The sequence below is a fragment of the Rhizobium sp. WSM1328 genome (genome assembly GCF_057653715.1).
The window spans coordinates 2,290,228-2,305,861 of record NZ_CM172788.1; the positions used below are offsets into that span (position 1 = coordinate 2,290,228).

Annotated in this window: 21 protein-coding genes; 5 read left to right on the plus strand and 16 right to left on the minus strand. The window is 60.2% G+C overall.

Annotated elements, in window-relative coordinates; all coding sequences use genetic code 11:
• Positions 1-13: 13 nt before the first annotated feature.
• The 3 genes from AC2444_RS11615 to AC2444_RS11625 are packed head-to-tail and all read left to right on the plus strand — an operon-like array spanning position 14 to position 1,511.
• Positions 14-700: a glutathione S-transferase family protein gene (locus AC2444_RS11615; RefSeq protein ID WP_012757770.1), complete on the plus strand. Its 687-nt coding sequence runs from the start codon at positions 14-16 to the stop codon at positions 698-700.
• Entirely contained in the window at positions 697-1,038 is a 342-nt protein-coding gene (locus AC2444_RS11620) for an ArsR/SmtB family transcription factor (protein WP_012757771.1), read from the plus strand. The genes AC2444_RS11615 and AC2444_RS11620 overlap by 4 nt, the downstream gene beginning before the upstream one ends.
• A complete protein-coding gene (locus AC2444_RS11625) occupies positions 1,035-1,511 on the plus strand; it encodes an SRPBCC family protein (protein ID WP_012757772.1) in 477 nt (158 codons plus the stop codon). Before AC2444_RS11620 ends, AC2444_RS11625 begins: the two co-directional genes overlap by 4 nt.
• 78 nt (positions 1,512-1,589) lie before the next feature.
• Here the strand turns inward: AC2444_RS11625 and AC2444_RS11630 are convergent, their stop codons facing one another.
• From AC2444_RS11630 to AC2444_RS11675, 10 genes are all read right to left on the minus strand, one after another.
• Positions 1,590-2,057 carry a DUF1801 domain-containing protein gene (locus tag AC2444_RS11630; protein WP_012757773.1) on the minus strand — a complete coding sequence of 156 codons (468 nt, stop codon included), beginning with the start codon at positions 2,055-2,057 and terminating at the stop codon, positions 1,590-1,592.
• Between the two features lie 99 nt (positions 2,058-2,156).
• The gene (locus AC2444_RS11635) at positions 2,157-2,627 is read right to left on the minus strand and encodes a DUF1801 domain-containing protein (RefSeq protein ID WP_012757774.1); all 471 of its coding nucleotides are present in this window, start codon (positions 2,625-2,627) and stop codon (positions 2,157-2,159) included.
• 11 nt (positions 2,628-2,638) lie between these two features.
• The gene (locus tag AC2444_RS11640; protein ID WP_012757775.1) at positions 2,639-2,860 is read right to left on the minus strand and encodes a hypothetical protein; all 222 of its coding nucleotides are present in this window, start codon (positions 2,858-2,860) and stop codon (positions 2,639-2,641) included.
• A 57-nt stretch (positions 2,861-2,917) separates the two neighbouring features.
• The gene (locus tag AC2444_RS11645) at positions 2,918-3,328 is read right to left on the minus strand and encodes an SRPBCC family protein (RefSeq protein ID WP_012757776.1); all 411 of its coding nucleotides are present in this window, start codon (positions 3,326-3,328) and stop codon (positions 2,918-2,920) included.
• Positions 3,325-3,648, minus strand: coding sequence for an ArsR/SmtB family transcription factor (locus tag AC2444_RS11650; protein WP_003540367.1), 324 nt, complete (start codon positions 3,646-3,648; stop codon positions 3,325-3,327). The genes AC2444_RS11645 and AC2444_RS11650 overlap by 4 nt, the downstream gene beginning before the upstream one ends.
• A 248-nt stretch (positions 3,649-3,896) precedes the next feature.
• Entirely contained in the window at positions 3,897-4,724 is an 828-nt protein-coding gene (locus tag AC2444_RS11655) for an ABC transporter ATP-binding protein (RefSeq protein WP_012757777.1), read from the minus strand.
• Positions 4,725-4,734: 10 nt separating this feature from the next.
• On the minus strand, positions 4,735-5,571 hold the full coding sequence (gene ssuC, locus AC2444_RS11660; RefSeq protein ID WP_012757778.1) for an aliphatic sulfonate ABC transporter permease SsuC: 837 nt from the start codon (positions 5,569-5,571) through the stop codon (positions 4,735-4,737).
• 86 nt (positions 5,572-5,657) lie between these two features.
• On the minus strand, positions 5,658-6,845 hold the full coding sequence (ssuD, locus tag AC2444_RS11665) for an FMNH2-dependent alkanesulfonate monooxygenase (RefSeq protein ID WP_128449149.1): 1,188 nt from the start codon (positions 6,843-6,845) through the stop codon (positions 5,658-5,660).
• Positions 6,846-7,223: 378 nt separating this feature from the next.
• Positions 7,224-8,189, minus strand: coding sequence for an aliphatic sulfonate ABC transporter substrate-binding protein (locus AC2444_RS11670; protein WP_041935536.1), 966 nt, complete (start codon positions 8,187-8,189; stop codon positions 7,224-7,226).
• A 198-nt stretch (positions 8,190-8,387) separates the two neighbouring features.
• Complete coding sequence (locus tag AC2444_RS11675; RefSeq protein WP_012757781.1) at positions 8,388-8,756, minus strand: hypothetical protein; 369 nt, start codon at positions 8,754-8,756, stop codon at positions 8,388-8,390.
• Between the two features lie 164 nt (positions 8,757-8,920).
• On the opposite strand from AC2444_RS11675, the gene AC2444_RS11680 reads away from it, so the two are divergent.
• Both AC2444_RS11680 and AC2444_RS11685 read left to right on the plus strand, forming a co-directional pair.
• The gene (locus AC2444_RS11680) at positions 8,921-9,790 is read left to right on the plus strand and encodes an NAD(P)-dependent oxidoreductase (protein ID WP_012757782.1); all 870 of its coding nucleotides are present in this window, start codon (positions 8,921-8,923) and stop codon (positions 9,788-9,790) included.
• The gene (locus AC2444_RS11685; RefSeq protein WP_012757783.1) at positions 9,787-10,470 is read left to right on the plus strand and encodes a DNA alkylation repair protein; all 684 of its coding nucleotides are present in this window, start codon (positions 9,787-9,789) and stop codon (positions 10,468-10,470) included. The genes AC2444_RS11680 and AC2444_RS11685 overlap by 4 nt, the downstream gene beginning before the upstream one ends.
• A gap of 297 nt (positions 10,471-10,767) precedes the next feature.
• Here AC2444_RS11685 and AC2444_RS11690 read toward each other — a convergent pair whose 3' ends face one another.
• The 6 genes from AC2444_RS11690 to AC2444_RS11715 all read right to left on the minus strand — a co-directional run bounded on the left by AC2444_RS11690 (position 10,768) and on the right by AC2444_RS11715 (position 15,592).
• Positions 10,768-11,664 carry a LysR substrate-binding domain-containing protein gene (locus tag AC2444_RS11690; protein ID WP_012757784.1) on the minus strand — a complete coding sequence of 299 codons (897 nt, stop codon included), beginning with the start codon at positions 11,662-11,664 and terminating at the stop codon, positions 10,768-10,770.
• Positions 11,665-12,111: 447 nt separating this feature from the next.
• Positions 12,112-13,134 carry a porin gene (locus AC2444_RS11695; RefSeq protein WP_012757785.1) on the minus strand — a complete coding sequence of 341 codons (1,023 nt, stop codon included), beginning with the start codon at positions 13,132-13,134 and terminating at the stop codon, positions 12,112-12,114.
• Positions 13,135-13,619: 485 nt separating this feature from the next.
• Positions 13,620-13,754, minus strand: coding sequence for a hypothetical protein (locus tag AC2444_RS11700; protein WP_280114179.1), 135 nt, complete (start codon positions 13,752-13,754; stop codon positions 13,620-13,622).
• Between the two features lie 85 nt (positions 13,755-13,839).
• Entirely contained in the window at positions 13,840-14,328 is a 489-nt protein-coding gene (locus AC2444_RS11705) for an Lrp/AsnC family transcriptional regulator (protein WP_003540387.1), read from the minus strand.
• Between the two features lie 69 nt (positions 14,329-14,397).
• Positions 14,398-15,030, minus strand: coding sequence for a uracil-DNA glycosylase family protein (locus AC2444_RS11710; protein ID WP_012757786.1), 633 nt, complete (start codon positions 15,028-15,030; stop codon positions 14,398-14,400).
• Between the two features lie 4 nt (positions 15,031-15,034).
• Positions 15,035-15,592, minus strand: a complete 558-nt coding sequence (locus AC2444_RS11715; RefSeq protein ID WP_012757787.1) for a thermonuclease family protein — start codon at positions 15,590-15,592, stop codon at positions 15,035-15,037.
• Between the last annotated feature and the right edge of the window lie 42 nt (positions 15,593-15,634).

The following is a 15,634-nucleotide window of genomic DNA, read 5'->3' on the forward strand; positions in this document are numbered from 1 at the left end:
GAAAGGTCGCCGCATGTCGCTCGTGCTCTATGGGCATCCGCTCGCCTCTTTCTGCCACAAAGTACTTATCGCGCTTTATGAAAACGGCACTCCCTTCGAGAATCGCATCGTCGATCTTTCCGACGAAAGCTCGCGCGCCGATCTCTTTCGCTTCTGGCCGATCGGCAAGATGCCGCTGCTGCGGGACGAGGCGCGCGACAGCACCATTCCCGAGACATCGATCATTATCGAATATCTCGAGCAATATTATGCCGGCCCCGTTCGCCTGCTGCCGCCGGAGATCGACCGGGCGCTGCAGGTTCGTCTCTGGGATCGCTTTTTCGACCACTATGTCCAGGCGCCGATGCAGACCATCGTCAGCAATCGCCGGCGCCCCGACGGCACGGCGGACGAGATTGAGGTAGCCGCCGCCAGGGCGACACTCGCCACCGCCTATGCAATGATCGAAAAGCAGCTCGCCGACAAGCAATGGATATCAGGTGACGGCTTCACCATGGCCGATTGCGCCGCCGCCCCCGCCCTTTTCTATGCCGAAACGCTGGTTCCGTTTTCATCGGAACACCCGAACCTTCGCGGCTATTACGATCGGCTGCTGGCACGCCCGTCCTTTGCAAGGGCGTTGGATGAGGCCAGCCCCTACTTCAAGTTCTATCCCTACAAAGAGAGGCTGCCGGCCCGCTTCCGGGATGCGGCGGGATGATCGAAAGCCAGGCAGATCTCGACCGCATGTTCCATGCGCTTTCCGACCGCAGCCGCCGCGGCATGATCGACCGCCTCGGCCGTGGCCCAGCCTCCGTCACCGAACTGGCCGCACCGCTCGCGGTTGCCCTGCCGACGGTGATGAAACATCTGCAGGTGCTGGAGGAGAGCGGTCTCGTTCTCTCCGAAAAATCAGGCCGGGTGCGAACCTACCGCCTGCAGCAGGACGCGTTTGCCGCCGTCGAGCGCTGGGTGGAACAGCGGAAGATCCAATGGACGACCACCTTCGACAGGCTGGACCACTTTCTCGCCAATGAAACGGAGAGCCTTCCCGAATGACGACACGATCCGCCGAACACGCCACTCTCGTCATCGAGCGTCACCTGAAGGCGCCCGTCGCCCGCGTCTTCCGCGCCTGGTCGGTGCCAGAGGCCAAACGCCAATGGTTCGCATGCCATGGCGAGTGGGTGCCGCTGGACTACGGGCTCGATTTCCGCCCCGGCGGCACGGAAAGGAACTACGTCGCCGATACTGACGGCCTTCTGCACGCCTATGACGCCCATTATATCGATATCGTGCCCGATGCCCGCATCGTCTATGCCTATGAGATGAAGCTTGGGGAAAGCCGCATCTCCGCGTCTCTCACAACCGTTGCCTTCGAAGCCGCACCCGGCGGCACGAAAATGATCTTCACCGAACAGGTGGTATTCCTCGACGGCTACGCCGATAACGGTGCCCGCCTCCAGGGCACCGAGATCGGCCTCGACAATCTGGAACTCTTCCTCGAGCGCGAAGAAAGCCCGATCCACTGATCGCATGGCGCGCAAAACTGAATCGTCTCGCATGAATCAGGTTTGACGCGATGCGTTTCAGGCGAAATAAGCCAAGCCTCAAGCGTTGCTTGGTTTCTTCCGCGAGCCGGCAGGACGAGCCGCGGCCCGCTTTGAAGTGTTGAGTGTGGCAGCACCGCGAATGAGCGCCTTCAACGCCTCCTCGTCAACCTCATCGCCTTCGTGGAAATCGATGGCGCGCCTGGTATTGCCGTCAAGGCTGGAGTTGAAGAGGCTTGAAGGGTCCTCCAGCGAGGCGCCCTTGGCGAAGGTCAGTTTCACCACGCTCTTGTAGGTCTCGCCGGTGCAGATGATCCCGGCGTGCTCCCACACCGGAACGCCTCTCCACTTCCATTCCTCGACCACGTCGGGCTCGGCCTGCCTGATGAGAGTTCGGACCCGAGCGAGCATCTCGCCGCGCCAATCGCTCAACTCCTCGATTCTCGCATCGATCAAACGAGAAGGAGAGTCTCCGTCTTTCTCTTCGCTGGAGCCGCTCTTCTTCAGGGTTGCCGTGGCTTTCTTCATCGATATCTCCCCTTCATCCCTTAAATGCTGATGGCCTAAGCGCAGTGCGTCTTTTCGGACGTACAAAGGACGCTCTAACCCTCAAATCTACGCGTCCGCTCACATTCGTTCGCCGGGCAATTGGCTTGCCTGTTCCACCCAGGCGGCGAGCTGGGCCTCGTCGAGTCGGTCTTCCTCATGAATGTGGAAGTAACGCACTTCCTTTTGTTTGGACTCGCCGGGCGGAACGGGACTGAGCGACGTGCCGCGGAAGAAAGCAACCTTGATGTATTTTGCGAAGCAATGGACACCGAGAAACCAGTCCTGCCCTTCCATGCCATAAAGGGGCGAGTTCCATTTGACTGCCTTGTGCACATCGGGAACGGTACGGGTAATGAGCGCGTCGAGACGGCGCCCGACGTCACTTTTCCAGCCAGGCATGGCCGCGATGTAGGCTTGCACGGGAGCGTCGCCGTAACCCTTGGGGATCTGAGGGTTGCCGCCCGAGAGAAGGGTCGGCTCCGCGGTATCAGGCTTGGCGGCTGTCTTCTTCGTGACCTTTGCCGCAGTCTTGGATGTCTTCCCGGACATTGCCTTCACTCCTACCCTCCGCTACGTCCCGCGCCGCGCCACCTAGCGGCATATGGCAGCGCGAACAGGTAGAGACCGGTGAGCAGCAGCAAGGTCAGCGGCAGCAGCGCCGTGAGACCTACCCAGACGGACGATTTCTCCTGCACCATCGCGATGATATTAATTATGACGGCCAGCGTAAAGGCAATGGACAGCCAACGGTGGATCTGCCGAAGCCAGTTATTCCAATTCAAGGGAACCTCCTGCGAAAACAAGCGAAGCCGATGGTGTGATCCGTTTTGGCCGCGGCCTCACTCGATCCGCGTCAGGACCTGCTCGAGATTTGCGAAGAACTGCGGCCAACCGCTTTTGGCACCCCCGTAGGCCTGCCGCTGATCCGGCCGGAAGCCCGACTGCTCCATGCGCAGCTGCGTGCCCGCGCCCGTGGGCGTGAGAGTCCAGGTGACGACACTTTCGAGATCATAGGCAGCCCAGGTGTAAGACAGTGTTTTATTCGGCTCGACTTCCAGGACCTGGCAGTCGACCGAGCCCCAATCCGCGCTCAGCTTGAAACGCTGATCCACGATCGGCACGAAGTCGTTTTTCATCAGCCAGTCCGCAATCAGATGCGGCTGCGTGAGCGCGCGCCAGATCTTTTCCGGCGGAAAAGGGATCTCTCGTTCGACGATGACGGAACGGGTTTCGTTTGAAATTTCGGTCATTGGTCCATCCTTTTCAATAGATCTTCCAGCTGGTCGAACCGGTTTTGCCAAAAGCCAGCCATCTCGCTTGTCCAGTCGACCAGCGGCGCCAGCGCGCCGAGCTGGGCGCTATAATGTGTCTGCCGCCCTTCATGGCGGTCGCGCACCAATCCCGCCTGCTTCAGAATTCCGAGATGTTTCGAGACAACCGGTTGCGAGACCCCGGCCCGAGCCGTCAGAGCCCCGACCGTCTTCTCTCCTTCGCGGCACAGCCGTTCGAAAAGAGCCCTCCGGGTCGGATCGGCGAGCGTTCTGAAGAGCACGTCCTGGGTGTCCGACATCTACAATCCATACCTCGTTGGCTATGGATTAACGTATAGCCATGGAGATATGAATGAGTCAAGCTGAACGTAAAACAACCTGAGGAAAATAGTATTGCTGAATTTGGTGCGCATGGCAGCGCGCGTGGCAGAGATAGGTGAACTTCACATACCCAAGCGGCTATGCATTTTCGCCATTGGTCATGCATGCTCGCACCAATACGCCTCGCCTATGCCGAGGTCATGCAGCATCGCGAATCGCGCTAAGATCAATGGCCGCCGTCGGTGCCGAGAATCGCGGCAAGCAGCCGGCCTTCCAGCTCGGCGAGGCCAGGATGGCCGTGCCGGCGCGGACGCGGATAGGGAATGGCAAGATCGAGTGCGATCCGCCCCTCGTCGAGCACGATGACCCGGTCGGCGAGATGCACCGCCTCGCTGACATCATGGGTGACGAGCACTGCGGTGAAGCCGAGTTCGCACCAGACACGGTTGATGAGTTCCTGCATGCTGATCCGCGTCAGCGCATCGAGTGCGCCGAGCGGTTCGTCGAGTGCCAGCACGCCCGGCCGGCTGACCAGCGCCCGCGCCAACGCCACGCGCTGCCGTTGCCCGCCGGAAAGCCGCGCCGGCCATTCCCCGGTCTTTTCGCCAAGCTGGACTTCGGCAAGCACGGCGTCGGCCGCCTTCAGCGCCGCCCGCCTGTCGATGCCGTCACCCAGCCCGACCACCACATTGTCGGCAACACTGAGCCAGGGCAGCAGCCGCGGCTCCTGAAAGACGATGCGCGCGTTCGGGCTCGCCTGCGCGCCACCGGCATCCTCGAAATGCAATTCGCCGGCACTCGGCTCGTCAAGGCCCATCAGGATGCGCAGCAGCGTGCTCTTTCCACAGCCGCTCTTGCCGATCACGGCAACGAACTGGCCGGCCGGAATATGCAGATTGATGCCGCGCAGTACGCGGTTGGCCCCAAAACTCTTTTCAAGCCCGGTCAGGCTGATCGCCGCGGGCGCACTACGGCCCACTGCTGGCGCGTTTTCGCGCGCATAAGCTGGCTCTTCGGCGACGGCGTGAAAACGCTCACGTGCGATCGATGTCATGGCGTCTCTCCTATTTCTGATAGACCGGGTTCCAGACGAGCAGCCGCCTTTCCAGAGCCCGGGCAATGACATCAGCAAGCTTGCCGAGCACGGCATAGATGACCAGTGCCAGCACCACGACGTCAGTCATCATGAATTCGCGGGCATTGTTGGCCATGTGGCCGATGCCTGACGATGCAGCGATCGATTCCGATACGATCAGCGTCAGCCACATGATGCCGAGCGCATATCTGAGGCCGACGAAGATCGACGGCAGCGCGCCTGGAAAGATCACCTTGCGGAACAGCGTCCAATTGCCCATGCCATAGACCTTACCCATCTCGATCAGGTCGCGATCGACATTGCGCACCCCGTGATAGGTGTTGAGATAAACCGGGAAGAGTACGCCGAGCGAGGTGAGAAACAGCTTCGATTCCTCGCCGATCCCGAACCACAGGATGACAAGCGGGATCATCGCCAGATGCGGAATGGTGCGCAGCATCTGCAGCGTCGTATCCGTCAGCTGTTCGGAGATGCGCGATACGCCATTGGCGATGCCGAGCAGGAAGCCGATCGAGCCGCCGACGAGAAGACCGGCAAAGGCGCGGCCGGCGCTCACCAGCACGTCATTCGGCAACTGGCCGGAAACCGTCGTCGACCAGAAGGCAAGGCCGACATCGGCCGGCGACGGCATGATGCGCGATGAGATCCAGCCGGCCGAGGAGGCAAGCTGCCACAACGCCACGATCGCCACCGGCACCAGATAGGGGGTCAGCTTGTCCAGGCCGGGCAGCGGCAGGCGCAAACCCGCCTTCCCGGCCTTTTCGGAAGCGACCGACCGTACGAACGGAGTATCGAAAGTCGACATGCATTGTCCTCGCGCTTATCGGGAGCAGGATGCCGCAAGCCGTAAGCGGCTTGCGGCGGTGTCAAGCTCTACGTCTTCGTTCGAGATCAGGAACCGGAGACGACTTTCAGATTGCCGCCATGGCTGCCGCCTGCGAAGACCTGCTTGCGGCCGAACTCGTTGTTGAAGCCCAGACGCTGCTGCTCGCGGGTGATGCCGAGTTCGGGGAAAAGCAACTCGGCGACGCGATAGGCCTCTTCGAGATGCGGATAGCCGGAGCCGATAACCGTATCGATGCCGATCTCCTGATATTCGCGAAGGCGCGCGGCCACCGTCTTCGGCGATCCCACAAGCGCCGTGCCCGCACCGGCGCGCACCAAGCCGACGCCGGCCCAGAGGTTCGGCGAGACTTCGAGCTTGTCGCGGCGCCCGCCATGAAGGGCAGCCATTCGCTTCTGGCCGACCGAGTCGGACTCGTGGACGAAGCGCTCCTGCGCCTCGCGGATCGTATCGTCGTCGAGATGGCGGATCAGTCGCTCGGCCGCCTCCCATGCTTCATCATCGGTTTCGCGCACGATGAAGTGCAGACGAATGCCGAAGCTCACCTCGCGGCCGCGTTCGCTGGCAGCCTTGCGCACCTTGGTGACCTTCTCGGCAACCTGTGCCGGCGGCTCGCCCCAGGTCAGGTACTTGTCGACACGGCCGACGGAGAAATCGATGCCGGCATCCGACGAGCCGCCGAAATAGAGCGGCGGGCGCGGGTTCTGCACCGAGGGAAAGCCGAGGCGCGCATTGGTCGCCTTGATGTATTTGCCGTCGAAGCTTGCCGTTCCCTTTTCCAGCAGTTCCTCGAAGACGGTGAAGAACTCTTCGGCATGGGCATAGCGCTCGTCATGCTCGAGATGGATGCCATCGCCGGCTAGCTCCGCCGGGCTACCGCCGACGACGACGTTGAGCAGCAGGCGGCCGTTGGAGATGCGGTCGAACGTCGTCGCAAGACGCGCGTAATAGGCAGGCGATGCGGTGCCGGGACGGATCGCCACCAGGAACTGCAGCTTCTCGGTTTTGGCGGCAAGGGCTGCCGCCGTCACGAAGGATTCTTCGCAGGCAACCCCGGTCGGCAGCAGCACGCCGGAATAGCCGAGCCGGTCGACGGCCTGAGCGATCTGCGTGAGATAGCCGATCTCGGGCGCGCGGTTGAGATCAGAGGAGCCGAGATAGGTGCCGTCGCCCGATGTCGGGATGAACCAGAGGAAATTGATGGGCTCGGATGTGCCTGTATGGGAGGTGGTCATTGGAAGACGGTCCTTTAGCTGCGGAATTCGAAAATCAACTCGTGGTCGAGATAGCTCTCTGCAAGCGGCGACGCGCAGACCGTCCGCCTTCGTGGCGCCGCCGCCGCACGGATGCTTGGGAGGATCGTTGTGGGCGGGGCGGCAAGAAGGCCGGCTGTCTGTCTATGCGCGAGCATCTGAAATATCCCTGTCGATCGGATGGCAGCAGGCAGATGCCTTTCGGTGTCCGCTCGATCGCGAGGATAGTGACATAGACCATCAATTAGATCGACAATATCAATTTGCTATTCTAATCCGTTTTGGAGAATATTTTTCCGGTTCAGCGGCATGGAGGCCCTCTCCATGCCGCCTCGCGGAAATCTTGGCTCGGCCGGAAAATCAGCTCGCCTTGGGACGCCAGACGATATCGCCGGTCACGAGCTTCTTCGGCAGGATGCCGAGCCCGTAGAACTCGTCTGCGAGTGCTTGCTGATAGGCGGCGGCGGCATCGGTGATGGTCGAGACGCTGCCGAGATCGGCGCCCTTGCGTGTCAATGTCACGCGCGTCACGTCAGCCGGCACACCGGTAATTTCGGAAAGCTCCTTCACCGTTTCGTCGAGATTGCTCTGTGCCGACTTACCGACCTTGGCAAGCTCATCGAGCACGTCGACGATCACTTGCCCATTAGCATCGGTAAAATCGCGATTGGCGAGGAAGAAACTGTAGGAGTCGACGATGCCTTCAGCGGTCGTGATGATACGAGTCTCCGGATCAGCTTCGGCAATCGCCAGATATGGATCCCAGATCGACCAGGCGTCGATACTGCCATTCTTGAAAGCGGCGGCAGCATCCGGCGGCGAAAGGTCGAGCTGCTCGACATCTTCGGGCTTCAGGCCTGCCTTGCGCAGAACCTTGACCGTTACATTATGCGCGCTGGAGCCGCGCTTGAAAGCGACCTTTTTTCCCTTGAGGTCTTCAAGTGTCTTGATCGACGAATCCTTGCGCACGAGGATGGCCGAGGCTGCCGGGCTACCCTTGTAGAGACCGACATAATAGAGCTGCCCGCCGGCCGCCTGGGCAAAGAGCGGCGGTACATCGCCGGTCGCGCCGAAATCGAGAGCGCCTGCGCCTAACGCTTCGAGAAGCGGCGGGCCGGAGGTGAATTCCGACCAGCTGACGGTAATGCCGTGATCGGCAAGCCGCTTTTCAAGTGCACTGCGACGCTTGGCGAGCGCCAGCACGCCGTTCTTCTGCCAGCCGATACGGAACTCGCTGGCGGCAGCGCGTGCCGGCCTGACAGCCGGCAGGATTGCCGTGGCCGCAGCTGCTGCGAAAAGCCCGAGCGTTTGTCGACGTGAAATCATGACTTTCCCCTTTTTTATGGTGTCGGGCCTGTCTTTCGGCTGGTCGACCCCGTCAGTGGTGAATTCCATGATGATGAAATCTATAATTTATATCGACAATTTTATTTGCAAGTTTCCGCCTTTGCTGAAATTTTGCAGCTCGGAAATCGCCCTTGAGCGGATTTTTTTCGCGCGCCATATGCTGCCTACCATCCCGGCTCACTCCCGACCTTCCGCGGCCAGCCGCTCCCGGATGAAGGTGGGGCCACCTGTGAGACGCTTCGCAAGCAGACTTGCGGGATCGACCATGCGCCAATAGGGCGTAACCGTCGACACCGGCTCGCCCTTCTCCAGTGCCCCGAAGGATAGCTCGGCGATCGCACGCAAATGCCGCTGCATGGTCACCGGGCAACAGGCGTCTGCCCCGTATTGAGCAGCGAGACGGCGACGGAGAAGGCCGACGTCGGTGAGGACACCTTCCGGTGCCGATCGAATTTGCTCTGCGACCATCTGCTGCGATGGAATAAGCATCGCCTGCATTCCGCTACGGCCTTTGCGCCGCGGCTTGATCGTCGGAATTTCGCTCATGTCACCTCCCGGAAACATAATGCCCTGTCGCTAATCTAGGGCTCGGCCGAACGGCGGCCAGCCTCATATGCGCCAATCGGAGGGAAGTCCGTCTTCACGGGCTTTTCTGCTCCCGCCGTTTCGGTTAATCCTCGGGCCTGCACTTCAGGAAAAGGATAGGACATATGGCAAAAGTCGCGTTCATCGGTCTCGGCGTCATGGGGTTTCCCATGGCGGGCCATCTGAAGACGAAAGGCGGCCACGATGTCACCGTCTATAACCGCACGCCGGCAAAAGCCGCCGCCTGGGCCGAGAAATTTTCGGGCCACGCCGCTCCCACTCCGGCCAAGGCAGCCACTGGAGCCGATTTCGTCTTCGTCTGCGTCGGCAATGACGAAGATCTCCGCTCGGTGACATTGGGTGAAAACGGCGCCCTGCACGGCATGAAGCCGGGTTCGGTGCTGATCGACAACACCACCGCCAGCGCTGAGATCGCCCGCGAACTTCATGCCGCGGCAAAGGAAAAAGGTGTCGATTTCATCGATGCGCCCGTCTCCGGCGGCCAGGCCGGCGCCGAAAACGGTGTCCTGACCGTCATGTGCGGCGGCGACGAGGCCGTCTTCGAACGCGCCAGGCCTGTCATCGACGCCTATGCCCGCATGGTTGGCCTGATGGGGCCGGCAGGCTCGGGCCAGCTGACCAAGATGGTCAACCAGATCTGCATCGCCGGCCTCGTCCAGGGACTTGCCGAAGCGCTGCATTTCGGCAAGCGCGCCGGCCTGGATATTGAAAAGGTCGTCGAGGTGATTTCCAAGGGTGCGGCCGGTTCCTGGCAGATGGAAAACCGCCACAAGACCATGAACGCAGGCAAATATGACTTCGGCTTTGCGGTCGACTGGATGCGCAAGGATCTCGGCATCGTGCTCACCGAAGCCCGCCGCAATGGCGCCAAGCTACCGGTCACCGCCGTCGTCGACCAGTTCTACGGCGACGTGCAGGCAATGGGCGGCAATCGCTGGGACACATCCTCGCTGCTTGCCCGCCTCGAAAAATGATCGCCCCCTCCTCCGATGCGGCCGAACTGATCGCGCATCTCGAAACCCTGCGTTCGGAGGAGAATGTCGCCGCCATGGCGCGCTTCGGCATCGTTACCGATCACGCCCTCGGTATCTCCAATCCCGATATCAGGGCGGTCGCCAGACTGGCGAAGAAGGATCACCTCAGGGCAATGCAGCTCTGGCGAAGCGATATCCGCGAAGCCCGCCTGCTTGCCCTCTACACAGCCGAGCCGAAGCGGTTGACGTCTGAAGAAGCCCGAAATTGGGCCGCTGATTTCAACTCCTGGGAGATCGTCGATTGCGCCGCCGATCTCTTCGTTGAAGCCCGGCTGGATGAACTCATCTCAGACTTCGCCGCCGACGAGCGTGAATTTATCAGGCGCACCGCCTTCGCCATGATTGCCGGTGCCGCGGTTCACTTGAAGAAGGAACCTGATGCGACCATCCTCGCTTGGTTGCCGCTGATCGAGGCCCATGCCGACGACCCGCGAAACTTCGTGCGCAAGGCCGTGAATTGGGCCCTGCGCAGTATCGGCAAGCGCAATCTCGCCTGCCATGCGCCGGCCCTGGCACTCGCAAGGATCCTGGCGGAAAGCCCTGATAAAACCGCCCACTGGATCGGCAAGGATGCCGCCAGGGAACTGGCCGACGAAAAGCTGTTGGCACGGTTGAGATGAGGCGGGATGCCGGCTCGAATAACTAGAGCCTTTCCGGGTTAGATTGAAGCATTCTGTTGGCTCAAACGGAGTCGGATGGTCGACCGGCCGGCGCGCGTCGTAGCCCAGCTCTACGGCCAAGCCGGCCGGTCGATCAGCCGGCCCGTTTCAGCCAACCCGAAGGGCCGGGCATCTTTCCGCCAGGACAAAGGCGATCGGCTCGGACGTACCCTGGGGTATGCCCGTCGCCAATCGCCTTTGCCCTGACGAAAACCTGCTCCGGCAGAATGCTTCAATCTAACCCGGAAAGGCTCTAAATCAATGCTGCCTGGATTTTTCGACCAGGAAATCGATCAGGACCCGCACCGCCGGCGGCATGCCCTTCGCTGTCGTGAAGACGATGTAGAACTGGCTCTCCTCCGACTGCCATTCCGGCAGCACCCGCACCAGCTTGCCGGCCTGGAGATCGGCCTCGCAGGCACTTTCGAGCAAAAGCCCGAAGCCGAGGCCGGCACGGGCTGCGTCGAGGATGGCGGTCATACTGCGGCAGGTGAGCCGCGGCTGATGCCGAATCACCAGCTTGGCGTCATTCGGACCGACCAGTTCCCAGGTGTGGAACGACACCCATGACGTCATCGCCAGCGTCGGCAGGTCCGCGAGTTCGTCCACACAATGCAAGTTGCCGGTACGTTCGACGAGCGACGGACTTGCGACCAGGATACGCCTGATACGGTCGAGCTTACGCATCGTCAGGCTCGTCTGCGTCTCCGGCTCGTTGGTCGCCCTCACCTCGAGGTCGATCCGTTCGTTGATGAGATCGGCGCGCCGGTCGGAGCCGATGATCTGCAGCTTGATCTTCGGATAACGTTCCAGGAATTCGGGCAGGATCCCCCCGACCGATATGTCGACGAGACCTAGCGGGCAGCCCATACGCACCACACCTTGCGGGTCGGACTGAGCCTCGCTGACGATCGATTTGGCGCGATCGGCCTCCTGCAGGATGGTCTGGCATCTTTCGTAGAAAGCCTGGCCGATCTCAGTCACCCGGAAGTGGCGAGTCGAGCGTTCTATGAGCCTTGCGCCAAGCCCTTCCTCAAGCCGGCTGACCCGCCTGCTGAGCTTCGAACGTGGTATTTTTAGATCGCGACTTGCAGAAGCGAAACCGCCGCTGGAGACGACAGCGGCGAAATAATAGTAGTCGTTGAGATCGTCCATAAGAACAAGCTATCCGAGAGTAGGAATGAATGCCGGCCCCCAGCAAGGGTTGTATCCTCTCTCCCAAAAAGCTGTGATCACATTGTCGGCATTGGATTTTCTTTTCGCGACCTATTGCGGCAAAGCCAGCCGACGCCGGGCAGACAGACCAACAGCCGTCCGCACGATAATTCTATCGGTGGATCCAGCTCGTTTGAAAGATTGAAAAACGGAGTGCCTCGAGAGGCGAGGCTGGCAGATGCCGACGTGCGATACGCAACGTACCTGTTGGGTTCACCTCAAAAGGCAATTCTGAAAAACGGCATTGAAGACGGCGCTTCAAAAACGCTGCAAGGACGGTCCGGCAGGGAAGACCGGACCCGTCCCCGTAGCTGATCGGAGGTCACTCGGATCAGAAACTGATTTAAGTGCTCCCGGTCCGAAGACCGGGAGCATCCACTAAGTGGATTAGAACGAACGCTGCAGACGGAAGTAGCCCGTCGTGGAGTCGTCACCATCATCCGGATCGAGGTACTGAACCGAAGCCTTGGCGTAGAAGTTGTCGACGATCTGGTAATCAACCGTCAGACCGACCTTCCAGGCATCGCCGAGACCGTCGAAGTCATCCGGAACGGCCTTGTCGCCGCCGAAGTAGTTGCCGTAGTACTGAACGGCCGGCGTGATCTTCAGCTTGTCAGTTGCCTTGATTGCGTATTCGGCAGCAACAGCCCATTCAGCCGAAGAGTAGTAGGAGTTCGGGCCGGAAGAGTATACGCCGGCGAGGCCGAGCGTACCGGGACCGATGTCAACCGTGCCCATTGCACGGACAGCACCGTCTTCGTTGTCGACGTCATAGCCACCGGTGATCTGGTAGCTGAACGCACCGGCAGTGCCACCAACGCCGAAGGCAACGCCAACGTTGTTGGCTTCTTCGTCGGCCTTGTAGACGCCGTCTTCCAGTTCGTCGACGCTGAGGCCAGCGTAGAAGGTGCCGCTTTCATACTGATAACGGATGGAGTTGTGCAGCGTTACAACCGAGCCGATGTCGTCGGTTTCGCCGGAGAGACCATCGTCCCACCAGCTGTAGAACAGACCGGCGCGGAAGCCCGCGACGTCGAGGTAAGCGGAGTCGAGAATGGCGTCCTGATCGGTGGCGTTGTCAGCATTGAACTGCATGACGATGACGCCGGTCAGCGGACCATACTCGGTGTCGCTCTTGGCCGTGAACTGAACCTGACCGCGGGTGACGGCATCCCAGTCCGAATCGCCGCCGACATCTTCGCCAACGTTAACCTGGAAACGGATGTAGCCTTCGATCTTGAGGCAGGTTTCGGTGCCCGGGATGTAGAAGTAGCCGGTGCCGTAAGCGTCGCAGACGCGAACATATTCAACCGGTTCCGGCTCAGCAGCAACAATAGCGTCAGCTGCAAGAACCGGCGTCGATGCAGCAAATGCTGCTGCTGATGCAAGCAAAACCATTCTGATGTTCATTTACCAATCCATTCCTTTGTCGATCGGGGCTGGCTTCAGATCGGGTAGTCGATTTGAAGCCGGCCCAGTTTGAACAGCCATCTCGGCGTGCGGATCGATCGAACCGCCAAACCGTCATCACATACAAGGACCTATCAAGCAATTCTCGAAACACGCCAGGTGGGCTCCTTCGAGCAACTTTCCCCGGTGACGTGATTTTTATACAACAACTTCAAATATTTAGGCGAAAAACACGACAAACGGCTCCGCGACGGAAATCCTCCATCGCAAGCCGCAAAACGCTACACCCCATCTGTCAAATTCTCCACCGCTCGACCCCCGTCGAACATACTGGTGAAGCGCATAAACTCTACCGCCGGCTAACAAGCACAAACAAGGCAGCGGTTTAGAACATGGTGTTCTGAATTCGATACCAATGAGACGAAATTATGACATATCGCCCCGTGGTTTCATCAACCATAACCCCGGAATCCTTACCAGGCTATTCACTTTTCCAGGAATTTGGGTCGATTTGAGCGTTTTTTTGCTATTTTTGAGGCTTTTTTGCAATCGCCGACCGCACTGGCCAAAACTTGGTTTTGCGGAACCGGCATTCCCGCTTGCGGCCAGAACACACCCATTAGGTATATCCCCGGTCAGACTCACGCGTGGTCCCAGTCTTCGGATTTGGCATTATCGCGTGCGGTCATGACCGCACGCTTGACCTCAATCCTCGTTGGATTTGGCATTGTCGAGAATCATGTAGTCGAGCGGCAGCTGCGTCGAATACTTGATCTGCTCCATCGCAAAGGCGGAGGAAACGTCGCGAATCTCAATCTTGGCGATCATCCGCTTATAAAAAGCGTCATAGGCGGCAATATCAGGCACGACGACTCGCAGGAGATAATCGACATCGCCGCTCATCCGGTAAAATTCGACCACTTCGGGGAATTCGGCGACCACCTCGGAAAAGCGGCGCAGCCATTCAATCGAATGGGTGGCGGTGCGAATCGACACGAAGACGGTGACCTTGGTGTTGACCTTCTCCGGATCAAGGATGGCGACTCGGCGCTTGATGACGCCGTCTTCTTCCATTTTCTGGATGCGCCGCCAGCATGGCGTCGTCGAAAGCCCCACTTTCTTGGCGAGATCGGCAACGGCAAGCGTCGAATCTTCTTGCAGAAGACGCAGTATTTTTCGGTCGAGGCGGTCCATGCGCACAACAGTCCTTTCGAATTATTTTCTTTGTATAACTCGATTCCGTGCAACTAAAAGAATTTTGTTTCAGGAAAGCAGCATTTTCGTCCGTTCCTGCAAGACCGGGAGCAATTCTTCCTCGAACCAAGGATTGCGCTTCAGCCAGCCGCTGTTGCGCCAGCTCGGGTGCGGCAGCGGCAGCACCGCCGGCGATCGGTTGGACAGAAAACAGTCACGCCATGCCCGCACCGTCTCGGTCATATTGTCCCGCCTTTCACCGGCCATATGCCAGGCCTGCGCATATTGGCCGATGACCAGCACCAGTTCGATCTGCGGCATGGCCGAGATCACCCTTTGCCGCCAGAACGGCGCGCATTCACGCCGCGGCGGCAGATCCGCGCCCTTGTCGTCGTAGCCGGGAAAGCAGAAGCCCATCGGCACGATAGCGAATCGGTCGCGGTCGTAGAAGCTTGCCCTGTCAACACCGAGCCATGATCGCAGGCGGTCTCCCGATGCATCGTCGAACGGCAGGCCGCTCTCATGCACCCGAAGCCCGGGCGCCTGCCCGGCGATCAGGATGCGCGCGTTCGATGAGATCACCACCACTGGCCGCGGCTCGTGCGGCAGCCGGTGTTCGAGGCCTTTTCCCGGTGCGTCTCGACAGATGCGACAGGAGCCGATCTCCTGCCGCAGCATCTCCAGCATGGCTTCGTCGCTCATGACTTTACTCCCATCCGACAGCCTGCCCGATAAAGCGCAGGACGCCGTCGAAACCGGAACTCTGGCGCGCATGGTCGCGCACATCGCGTGGCCGCTCGAAAGTCCCGGCCCAGAGGCCCGCCTTCTGGCCCTTTGCCTCGGCCTCCTCTTTGCCATAATCGCCATAAGAAATGGCCATGCCCCGGCGCACCATGGCGGCATTGATGTCGCCGCCCGCCCCGCTCCGGCAGACGACGAGCAGCCTGTCGTAGCGGTCGCGCCGGCTGCCCTGACAAACAGTTCCCGATGCCAGCACCATATCCTGCAGCGCCTCGCGCGCCGCGCGCCCGCAGGCCCAGGCCTTCCCCGCCCGCTCGCAGCTTTGGTTGAGCTCCGGCGCATCGATGCCTTCGAGGCGCAACCGTTCGCCTCCCAACGCCAGACTGTCACCGTCGGCAGCATGAAAGGCGCCGGCATGCTCGATTTTTGCTGCATCGTTGAGCTTGGCGGCGATCAGCGCCACGAGCACCAGCAGGGCAAAAGCGGTCACGCCGTCGCGAATCAGGCGCAGGCCCCGTGTCACGCTTTCGCCTCCTTAAAAAACAAATCCTTGGCAAAGATGGCA